Annotated in this window: 14 protein-coding genes; 8 read left to right on the plus strand and 6 right to left on the minus strand. The window is 63.1% G+C overall.

Translation table 11 applies throughout. The features are described from left to right. Positions 1–100 precede the first annotated feature (100 nt). The 6 genes from FK527_RS17300 to FK527_RS16945 all read right to left on the minus strand — a co-directional run bounded on the left by FK527_RS17300 (position 101) and on the right by FK527_RS16945 (position 4170). Positions 101–250: a hypothetical protein gene (locus tag FK527_RS17300; protein ID WP_186298474.1), complete on the minus strand. Its 150-nt coding sequence runs from the start codon at positions 248–250 to the stop codon at positions 101–103. A gap of 482 nt (positions 251–732) precedes the next feature. After that, the gene (locus FK527_RS16925; RefSeq protein ID WP_105224160.1) at positions 733–1086 is read right to left on the minus strand and encodes a hypothetical protein; all 354 of its coding nucleotides are present in this window, start codon (positions 1084–1086) and stop codon (positions 733–735) included. Between the two features lie 209 nt (positions 1087–1295). Further along, entirely contained in the window at positions 1296–2513 is a 1218-nt protein-coding gene (locus tag FK527_RS16930) for a replication initiation protein (protein WP_144735835.1), read from the minus strand. A gap of 249 nt (positions 2514–2762) precedes the next feature. Further along, positions 2763–3074, minus strand: coding sequence for a ParC family partition-associated protein (gene parC / locus FK527_RS17725; protein WP_105224162.1), 312 nt, complete (start codon positions 3072–3074; stop codon positions 2763–2765). Between the two features lie 149 nt (positions 3075–3223). Then, positions 3224–3547, minus strand: a complete 324-nt coding sequence (locus FK527_RS16940) for a hypothetical protein (RefSeq protein WP_105224163.1) — start codon at positions 3545–3547, stop codon at positions 3224–3226. Continuing rightward, positions 3544–4170: a ParA family protein gene (locus FK527_RS16945; protein ID WP_105224164.1), complete on the minus strand. Its 627-nt coding sequence runs from the start codon at positions 4168–4170 to the stop codon at positions 3544–3546. Before FK527_RS16945 ends, FK527_RS16940 begins: the two co-directional genes overlap by 4 nt. Positions 4171–4364: 194 nt before the next feature. Here FK527_RS16945 and FK527_RS16950 point away from each other — a divergent pair, with 194 nt between their 5' ends. From FK527_RS16950 to FK527_RS16985, 8 genes are all read left to right on the plus strand, one after another. Beyond that, positions 4365–4928, plus strand: coding sequence for a hypothetical protein (locus tag FK527_RS16950; protein WP_105224165.1), 564 nt, complete (start codon positions 4365–4367; stop codon positions 4926–4928). Between the two features lies 1 nt (position 4929). Then, positions 4930–5133, plus strand: coding sequence for a hypothetical protein (locus tag FK527_RS16955; protein ID WP_144735837.1), 204 nt, complete (start codon positions 4930–4932; stop codon positions 5131–5133). A 32-nt stretch (positions 5134–5165) separates the two neighbouring features. Next, positions 5166–5735, plus strand: coding sequence for an HAD family hydrolase (locus FK527_RS16960; protein WP_144735839.1), 570 nt, complete (start codon positions 5166–5168; stop codon positions 5733–5735). 96 nt (positions 5736–5831) lie between these two features. After that, positions 5832–7205, plus strand: a complete 1374-nt coding sequence (locus tag FK527_RS16965) for an IS1182 family transposase (protein WP_144735841.1) — start codon at positions 5832–5834, stop codon at positions 7203–7205. Between the two features lie 167 nt (positions 7206–7372). Then, on the plus strand, positions 7373–7840 hold the full coding sequence (locus FK527_RS16970) for a 3'-5' exonuclease (protein ID WP_144735843.1): 468 nt from the start codon (positions 7373–7375) through the stop codon (positions 7838–7840). Between the two features lie 125 nt (positions 7841–7965). Beyond that, positions 7966–8247, plus strand: a complete 282-nt coding sequence (locus FK527_RS16975; protein WP_089418471.1) for a type II toxin-antitoxin system RelB/DinJ family antitoxin — start codon at positions 7966–7968, stop codon at positions 8245–8247. Continuing rightward, positions 8219–8548, plus strand: coding sequence for a type II toxin-antitoxin system YafQ family toxin (locus FK527_RS16980; protein WP_105224169.1), 330 nt, complete (start codon positions 8219–8221; stop codon positions 8546–8548). The genes FK527_RS16975 and FK527_RS16980 overlap by 29 nt, the downstream gene beginning before the upstream one ends. Continuing rightward, a complete protein-coding gene (locus tag FK527_RS16985) occupies positions 8545–8940 on the plus strand; it encodes a hypothetical protein (RefSeq protein WP_222116177.1) in 396 nt (131 codons plus the stop codon). The genes FK527_RS16980 and FK527_RS16985 overlap by 4 nt, the downstream gene beginning before the upstream one ends. Positions 8941–9039: the final 99 nt, after the last annotated feature.

Below are 9039 nucleotides of genomic sequence, written 5' to 3' on the forward strand. Positions count from 1 at the left end.
ACGCCACGAATCGCAGATTTGAAAGTGAACAGGAAAGTCAATGAAATCAACGATCTACCAACACCACCTCCGCGCCAGTGCTAGCTTTTCGTACCGTCACTTATTGCACTGAAAACGAGGAGACCCCGGCGAGCACAACCGGCTCGGCATCGTCTTGGCCGATCCCGCTCACCCACTCGATGCGCTGGATCACGGGCACAGAGCGCCGCAGCTCGGCGCAGTGGTACGGGGTGGTTTTGGTGGTTTGCATGGGAGTCGATCTCCGGTGATTGAACAAGCCACCATCCTTGCGTCACGACGCTCCGAGCACCACACAAGCCGCTTGATTTCCTCGCTTTATGTATATATATACCTACCTATATACATACGGTTTTCAAGTGGAAGCCGGGTCAAGGGCGTGACCGGAAGCCGCACGCGGAGCACAGGGCGCAGCCCGAGCACCGAACGGGTGAGGATCACGGCGCAGCGCACCCTTGATGCGGCTGGAACGACCAGAGCCTCACGTCAGAGGGGGATGTCAAGGGCAAAGCCCGCCCACATTCCCCCGCGACGTGTGGGGCAAGACCCCACGCGGGAAGCCGAAACCGAAGGGGTTTCGGTCGCCGGGACGGCGAAAGCGGCAGGCCGACCAACGGGAGGGAAGATCGAAGCCCGCAGGGGTCGAAACTCGGCACGAGGCTCGATGCGAAGCACGAGAGCCCGGTCGATGCGCAGCAGCGAGCCGCCCGGATTTCACTGCGGCTGAACTGGACGACGCTGGCCAGCCACACCGGCACCAGACGAAAGCAGCTTGACGGCCTTCACAAAGTCGATGCCCAGCAGGTGCATCACGAGGTCGATGCCGCCACCTCCACCCTTCCCTGCGCGCACGTCAAACCACTTGAGGCCCGTCACCAGAACTTCCCAAGCGAAGCCCGAGGGCGACGACAAAAACAGCCGCACCGTCCGCTTGTCCTTCTCCGGCACGAAGTCGGGATCGCGACGCCAGAACAACTGCCCATCGTCGCGCAGCTTGTCGAGCACCTGCGACAGCGGCATCTCTCGCACCCATGCGAGCGTTTCATCGTCAAAAGACCGTCGAGCCATACGCTACATCCTCCGAACTCCATTCAACCGACACGGCCGCCACGCCGACAAGTGAAGGGGGGGCCGCGCTGACGCGCGGCGGAACACCCTCCGGGCTTCGCCCTGCGCGCGGGATGATGGATAAGTCCTGCGGACTTACCCACAACCCACTTGCGGCTACTCGCGTTTGAAAAACGCTTGGGCTACTCAAAACCAAAACCAGCTCCATCTCAGCCATCGAGCACGGGCACCACACCCGGCCCGGCAGGAAACAGCTCAAGGGACACCGATGCAGCACCCGGAACCCCGGCCCCCTGCGGGGCGGCAGTTACCTGATGTGCACCATGTTTAACATCGTCGGCCTTGCCCGAAGCGCCCCCCAAAATCGCCACAGCGACGGGCTTGAGCACTTCTTCGAGCACATGTTTGTAGGTGGCCACCGTCTGCCTCGTGAGGCCCGCCACGCGGCCGATAGCGGCTTGCGTGAGGGCTTCGCCCTTCTGTTGCAGCAGGCGGCACGCGGCGCGCACCTTGGACTCGGTAGCCTTGTGGCGCACGTCGTGGGTGCGGGCGGCGGCGAGGCGCTGCCGCTCGATCAGCGGCAAGTCCTTGTCGAGCTGCATCACGCCCCGGTGGCACCGGCCGCAGCCGGTGTAGCGATCCCACGTCCAGCGGGCGACCGACTTCACCGTGGCCTTGAGTGAGGACTGGGCCAGGTTCTCCATGAAGCCCAGCTTCTGGAAGCTGTTGCGGTTGTGCGCGTAGGCTTCGAGCAGCCGCGTGAAGGTGGCAAAAGAGCCGCGCTCGCGCTCACGGTTCACGATGGAATAGGCGTAGTGGCGCAGGTGCTCGAAGAGGATGCAGTGCCGGGAATGGCTCACCTCGTCGAACTGAGGCCCCTTGCCCCACGGGCTGGACACAGCCAAGTCCACGTAGTCGGCCAACTCCCCCAGCTCGTAGACGTGGGCGTGCAGCTCGTGCGTCAGCCACCAAGGATGGCCGGGCGTCTTGGCCACGGGGCCGCTGTGGAAGTCGGTGTCGGCATCGAGCCGGGCAGCGAAGGCCTCATAAACGGCCTTCATGTAGGCGATGGGCTTGCTGCGGGCGGCCTCGGTCGTGCAGACCGGGGGAATCGCGTAGTAGAGGTGGCTGTGGCCGCTTTGGCGGTTGCGGACGATCAGGTTGGGAGCGGGAAGCCCTGCGTCCTCCCAGATCATCGCCTTGGTGTGGTCGAGATCGAAGATCAGCCAGCTCACGAAGCCGGGCCGATTGACCTGCATGTAGGGGTAGCGAATGGCGTATTCGCGCGGCCGGACTCGGGTGGCCGTCTTGTCGTCAGAGCACCGAGGCAGGTACGGCGCTTCCGTGAGCACGCGATTCAGCGCGGTGCCCGACTGGAAAAAGCGATCTGTCTGGTTGTCTGTTTTCTGTGCCGTTGTCGCCGTCATAACCCCTCATCACTCGTCCGTATGGGCGAGCGCACGCTTGCGTGCTGGGGTCAGACTGCGTACAATGAACCTTATCCGTTAGGTCTCACTGACGCACGATGAAGTAGCCCGCCAAGGCTGCTCCTCGTTTTTAGTCTGGGCTCCCAGCCCGGTTTCTATGCAAAGCCCGCTCGCCAAAGCGGGCTTTTGCTTTTCTGATCGTCCAGTTTTCGCTGTCTGGTCAGCTCTCTCCTTCGTAGTCATCACGGATCACTCGTCGGCATCCAAAGACGCCGGGGCTTGCTTGTAGCCGCGCACCATCGTCTTGGGCACCCAGTGCTCCGTGTTCACGTCAAACTTCATGATCCCGTAGGACTGCAAGACGCTTGCAGCTCCATCGAGGCTCTGAAAGTACCGGAGGCCACCTCGGGCCGCACCCAGCACTCGCTCATTCATTCCGGCTCGCACCACGATCAAGAGGCCCTTGTCACCGGGTTCCACTCGGGCGGCTGAAACCGACCCAGCGGCGATGAGTTCCTTCAAGATTTTTGGCGCGACCACACTTGCAGTTGTCGTCAACATCGCTTTTATACCCTATTCCGCGCCCAACCGCAACAATATCAGTTTTCGTTGCGACCGTCGCTGTATCGTGTGAGTGTCAGCGTTTGTATGGACTATAGTCCATATTGAACGTCGTTATATATATACATAGATAGGTATATATATACCTATCAGCCCTTGAGGAAGGCTTCCAGCGCCTCGATCACGATGTCCTTCTCCGTGACCCGGCCGCCCTTCTCTTCCGAGCGCTTGAGCGCTTCGCGGCGCAGGCGATCAGCCAGTTCCTCGGGGAAGTTGAAGATTTTTTGCACCCGAGCGCGGCCGTAGCGCTGCGTTTCCTCGGCAGCGGGCGGCGTGGCGGCCGGTGGCGTGGTCACGGCCGCAGGGGCGACCAGCGGCTTTTCTGCCTTGTCGGCCTCCCCGCCTTCGAGGAAGGCGGTCGGGTCTTTGGGCGGCTTGAACTGCGCCGTGTTGGGCTTGCCCTTCATGCTCATGCCATCACCTCCTTGAAGAAGGCTTCCATCTCGGCAATGGCGGCTTGGTCGCGACCCAGCTCCTGAACGGTCGCGCCCTCGCCGATGGCACGGCGGAAAGCCACCCGCTCGCAGACTTTTGTAGGTAATACAGTCAGCTTCTGCTCGGCCAAGAATTCCAGCATCTCGGCCGCATCCTTGGTGCGCGGATCGACGCGGGTCAGCAGCACGCGCACGTCCAGCTCGGGGTTGTAGTCGCGGGCCAGCTCGACGACTTCGAGCAAGTCGGTCATCGCGGCGGCGTCAAGGTTGGACGCACCGACCGGGATCACGGCACGCTGGGCCAGCAACAGCGCGGAGCGCAGGCCCACGGAATCACGGCCACCCGCATCAACGACGACATGCTCAAAGCCGGTGGCCAGTTGCTTGCCTTCACTGAGGATCGCCTTGCCAGCGAGGCAGGTGGTGGTGGGCGACGGGTCGTATTGCGTCTCACGACGCCATGCGGCCCAGCTCGCGGCCGAAGCCTGCGGGTCGCCGTCGATGAGCAGCGTCTTGCCCTGACGGGCCAGCATCACTGCCAGATGCACGGCGGTCGTGGTCTTGCCGACGCCGCCCTTGGTGTTGACACACGCGAAGATCATGGGTGCTCCTATCTATGTATATACATACCGATGGGCAGCGCAGCCGCTGGCCCTCGACCTGCCGGGTGCATCCCCGGCTCTGTGACTCGGTAAGTATATATATACCTACCGACCGCAAGCGAATGGTAGCAGACTTTCGCGCTTTCGCGTATAGTTTTTGTTGTACGCAACAACACCAAGAAGAGAACGCGCTCATGCAGTTCAAGATCATTCGCCACCGGGACAAAGACGGCACCTACAGAGAGGGCCACCGCGTCCAGTGCCTGCGCCGGGTGCGCGAAGTAACGCCGGATTTTCCCGAGGGCAAGAACGTCCAGCGCGTGGTGGCCAAGTTCGACCGTGAGGCGCGCGAGCTGCCCGCCGATGCGCTGGCCATCCTCACCCCGGCTGAAGTCGAAGAGTGGCGCGAGTGGCGGGTGCGACAGGACGAAGAAGAGTTGAAGGCAGCGGCTCAGTTCGAGCTGGACACGCTGGCCGAAAGCGCTCGGGTCGCACGCATTGGCTTGAGCAAGGGCTACGCCACCACCACCACCGAAAACGTCGCCGCCATCCGCAAGGAAATCCGGGCGCTGATACGAGTTGCCAACGAGCTGGGCCTGATGCCGGAGCCGGTAAGAGGGCGGCCGGTCATCGAAGAGGAAAGCGAGATCGGCCTGCTGCCGAACTTTGCGCCACCCGGCACGCCCGCCTATGAGTCCTACCAACGGCTGCTCGATGAGCACGAGCGAAAGAAAGCACAGACCAACGACGGAGGCTGACATGCGCTACTGGACATTCGACCCCAACATCTGCCGCTTCGAGCGGGCGAGCAAGCAAGCCGCTTTGCACGCTGCTGACGTGGCCGTGGTCAACGACGACGCCGATGTGCATGTCATCAGCGACCACCAGCCGCCCAAGCGCTGGCCCAGCGGTGAGCCGCTGGTGGTGGCGGGCGTCGAGTTCGAGCGCGAGCTGTTCGAGTAGGTATGTAGGTATATAGGTAGGTATATATATACATGAAGCCCACAAGAGCCATTGTCTTTGACGCCTTCGGCACCCTGATCCGCTACACCGCGCGCCCTGCGCCCTATGGGCGTCTCGTGGGCGCGGACGGGCGGCCGGTGGATCGGCTCGCCTGCCTCACGCGCGACGTGCCGATGGCGACCTTCGCCGTCGAGCTGGGCACGGAAGCCAGCTTGGATGTGATGGAAGCCGACTTGGCCGAAGAGCTATCCGGCTTGCGCCTGTTCCCCGAGGTGCCCGACGTGCTCGCCAAGGCGCGGGCAGCAGGGCTGCGCTTGGCGGTGTGCTCGAACCTTGCCTATGAGTACGGCCCGGCCGTGCGCGGCCTCGTGCCCGAGCTGGACGCCTACGTGCTCTCCTACGAGGTGGGCGTGGCGAAGCCACACCCGACGATGTACCGGCTGGCGTGCGCCGAGTTGGGCTGCGCCCCAGCCGAGGCGGTTTTCGTGGGCGACAGCAAGCGGTGCGACTTCGACGGGCCGCAGGCCTTCGGGATGCAGGCGCGCTGGCTGGATCGCAGGGGAGGGCAGTCGCTGGTCGATGCCCTTGCGGGGGTTCTGTGACCCCGGTGCTGGTCATCGACCTTGAGGCTAGCAGCCTGTCGGACTTCCCCACCCCCAGCCGGTAAAATCGCCCCATCCCCTGCAGACCCGACGACCATGGCGCGCTTTCGTCCGATCAACCGAGACATCGAATACCTTTTCCCGCCCTCGGTACAAGACTGGCTGCCCGAGACCCACCTGGCCCGCTACATCGCCAACGTCATCGAAAGCCTCGACCTCAGCGAGATCGAGCAGGCCTATGCCGGGCGTGGCAGCGAGGCCTACCATCCAGCCAGCCTGATGAGCCTGCTCATCTATGGCTACGCCACAGGCGTATTCTCCAGCCGCAAGATCGAAATGGCCACCTACGACTCGGTGGCCTTCCGGTATCTGGCCTGCAACCGCCACCCCGACCACGACACCCTGGCCACCTTCCGGCGCCGCTTTGGCGAGAAGTTTCAGGCCCTCTTCGTACAAGTCCTGCAGATCGCTCAGGCCAACAGACTCTCCCAATTCGGCACGGTCAGCCTCGACGGCACCAAGCTCCACGCCAACGCCAGCCGTCACAGCGCCCTGTCGTATGGACACGCCGAGAAGCTCGAAGCCCAACTCAAAGAAGAGGTTCAGCAACTGCTGGCCCAGGCCGAGTCGGCCGACGCCGCCAAGTTGCCCGAAGGCCTCTCGGTGCCGTCCGAGATCGCCCGCCGGCAAGATCAGCTGGCCGCCATCGCCACAGCCAAAGCCAAGATCGAAGCCCGGGCGAAGGCCCGCTATGAACGCGAGAAGGCCGAATTCGACGCCAAGCTGGCCGCGCGCGAAGACAAGGCCGCCAAGGCAGGCAAGAAACCAGGCGGCAAGCCGCCCGCGCCGCCCAGCGCAACCCCACGCGAGGAAGACCAGATCAACCTCACCGACGACGCCTCGAGGATCATGAAGGTAGCCGGCGGTGGTTTCGAGCAGTGCTACAACGCCCAAGCGGTGGTCGATACCGAGACGATGCTGGTCATGGTTCCCGAGGTCACGCAGGCGGCCAACGACAAGCAACAGGTCGAGCCGATGCTCGAGAAGCTCCGCACCCTGCCCGAGGGACTGAATGCGCCCAAGAAGCTCCTGGCCGATGCCGGCTACTTCAGCGAAGGCAACGTCCAAGCCTGCCACAAGGCCGAGGTTACACCGCTGATCGCACCCGGGCGGGAAGGGCACCATCCGCACTGGCGCGAACGCTTCAGCGAACCGCAACCCCTGGCCGAAGACGCCACTGCGGTGGAGGCGATGAAGCACGCCCTGAAGACCCAGGCGGGCCGGCAGGCCTATGCGCTGCGCAAACAGACGGTGGAGCCGGTGTTCGGCATCATCAAGTCCGTCATGAAGTTCCGGCAGTTCCTGCTGCGTGGCCTGGCCAACGTCCGCAACGAATGGACGCTGGTGTGCCTGGCGTGGAATTTGAAGCGCATGGCCGTGTTGCGCCCAAACTCCGTCCGGAGGGCCTGAAAAACAGGGAAAACGGGCTCGAACCGGTGAATTCGAGGGGCGGAGAGACCCAAAAGTGCCCAAAAAATGTGCAAACCGGGTTTTTGGCTGGAATATCGGCCAGGATTCTGGAGTAAGTCCGACAGGCTCCTAGCTGCGACGATGCCGATGGCCTCCCGGCAAGCGATATGGAGATCATCGAGATCGGCGCGGTGTGGGCCACGGCTGAGGGCACCGTGCTCGACACGTTTCAGGCGCTAGTGCGCCCCGTGGTACGCCCTCAGCTCACGCCGTTTTGTCGGCAGCTCACGGGCATCCAGCAGGCCGACGTGGACGGTGCCGAGCTGTTCCCGGCTGTCGCAGCAAGGCTGGCCAGCTTCGCCCAACGGCATCAGCCACCGGGCGCGACGTGGGGCAGTTGGGGCCAGTTCGACGCCAAGCAGCTTGCCCGCGACTGCGAGCGACACGGCATCCAGAACCCGCTCGCAGCGTTCGAGCATGTGAACCTCAAGCGCCGGTTTGCTAAGGCCCGCAAGATCAAGGAAGTGGGGATGGCCCGCGCGCTGCAAATGGTCGGCCTGCCACTCGACGGCTCGCACCATCGCGGCCTCGACGATGCACGCAACATCGCCAAGCTGCTGCCGTGGTCTCTATAGGTATGTATATATATACCTACCTATATACATACATAGAGACAGGAAGCGGGGGGAGGGGTGTCGCCTTGCGATTGCGCGCGGTCTGCGATACAATGTATCTCAATCAGTCGCAATAGGAGGCCGTCATGGCTGCTACCACCACTATGGTTCACGTTCGCGTGGACGAGAACGTCAAGGCGCAGGCTGCGGAAACGCTGGCCTCGATGGGCCTGACCGTCTCCGATGCGATCCGCGTGTTCCTGACCCGTGTCGTCGCCGACAAGGAACTGCCGTTCGCGCTCAAGGCACCGAACGCCACCAGCCGCGTCGCCATCGCAGAAGCCGACGAGATCATCAAGAGCCGTCGCGCTCGCTTTGCAACCGCTGACTCGCTCCTGAATGACCTCGAAGAAGCCAGCGGCAAGTAAGCGGGCAAACCTGCCTCGCGCGTCGGACTACACCAAAGAGTTCCAGAAGGACTGGGTGCGCCTGTCCCACTCCGGCCGGTACGACATGACCCGGCTGAAAGAGGCCATGCTGCTGCTCATCGCCAACGATGCGCCGCTGCCGCCTGAATGGCTCGACCATCCACTGACGGGTGACTGGGCGGGCCATCGCGAGTGCCACATCGGCGGCGACTTCCTGCTGATCTACCGGCTCGACGATTCAGGCAAAAGCGGCTTGGTTGTGTTCGTGCGCAGCGGGACACACTCCGAGCTTTTCTCGTGAGCCTGCATCCAACCCTTGACCCTCAACTGACCGGCAACGTCGGTCTGTACTACTGCTGCTACCGGCTCTCGCTGATGGGCTGGAACGTGATGCCCACGGCGCGCAACGCGCGAGGGGTAGACATCATTGCCTACAGCCGGGACGCTTCCCGGTTCGTCGGCGTGCAAGTGAAGGCCCTGAGCAAGCGCAACCCGGTGCCGCTGGGCACATCGCTCGACAAGGTGATGGGCGACTTCTGGATCATCGTCAACAAGGTGGCCACCGCGCCCTCGGCCTACATCATGCTGCCGTCCGAGGTGACGGAGCGCGCGCACCGTGGCGAGAAGGAGGGCAGGGTGTCCTACTGGCTACAGCCCGCCGACTACGGTAAGCGTCCGGCCATCCCATCTTGAGACAAGCCCCGAGATAAAAGACCATGGTGCGAGCCCAACAACAGGAGCCCACCATGAACCCCAAGAGCCTGCCGCGTCGCCGGCACAGTGATGAATTCA

This window comes from Extensimonas perlucida, assembly GCF_007655255.1.
Classification (GTDB): Bacteria; Pseudomonadota; Gammaproteobacteria; order Burkholderiales; family Burkholderiaceae_C; genus Extensimonas; species Extensimonas perlucida.

Bases quoted from the DNA above. Each gene is read 5' to 3' on its own strand.
- FK527_RS16950 (WP_105224165.1), top strand. From the start codon at position 4,365: ATGCAGTTCAAGATCATTCGCCACCGGGACAAAGACGGCACCTACAGA.
- FK527_RS16980 (WP_105224169.1), top strand. From the start codon at position 8,219: ATGACCTCGAAGAAGCCAGCGGCAAGTAAGCGGGCAAACCTGCCTCGC.
- FK527_RS16945 (WP_105224164.1), bottom strand. From the start codon at position 4,170: ATGATCTTCGCGTGTGTCAACACCAAGGGCGGCGTCGGCAAGACCACG.
- FK527_RS16975 (WP_089418471.1), top strand. From the start codon at position 7,966: ATGGCTGCTACCACCACTATGGTTCACGTTCGCGTGGACGAGAACGTC.
- FK527_RS16970 (WP_144735843.1), top strand. From the start codon at position 7,373: ATGGAGATCATCGAGATCGGCGCGGTGTGGGCCACGGCTGAGGGCACC.
- FK527_RS16930 (WP_144735835.1), bottom strand. From the start codon at position 2,513: ATGACGGCGACAACGGCACAGAAAACAGACAACCAGACAGATCGCTTT.
- FK527_RS17300 (WP_186298474.1), bottom strand. From the start codon at position 250: ATGCAAACCACCAAAACCACCCCGTACCACTGCGCCGAGCTGCGGCGC.
- FK527_RS16960 (WP_144735839.1), top strand. From the start codon at position 5,166: ATGAAGCCCACAAGAGCCATTGTCTTTGACGCCTTCGGCACCCTGATC.
- FK527_RS16925 (WP_105224160.1), bottom strand. From the start codon at position 1,086: ATGGCTCGACGGTCTTTTGACGATGAAACGCTCGCATGGGTGCGAGAG.
- FK527_RS16965 (WP_144735841.1), top strand. From the start codon at position 5,832: ATGGCGCGCTTTCGTCCGATCAACCGAGACATCGAATACCTTTTCCCG.
- parC (WP_105224162.1), bottom strand. From the start codon at position 3,074: ATGTTGACGACAACTGCAAGTGTGGTCGCGCCAAAAATCTTGAAGGAA.
- FK527_RS16955 (WP_144735837.1), top strand. From the start codon at position 4,930: ATGCGCTACTGGACATTCGACCCCAACATCTGCCGCTTCGAGCGGGCG.
- FK527_RS16940 (WP_105224163.1), bottom strand. From the start codon at position 3,547: ATGAGCATGAAGGGCAAGCCCAACACGGCGCAGTTCAAGCCGCCCAAA.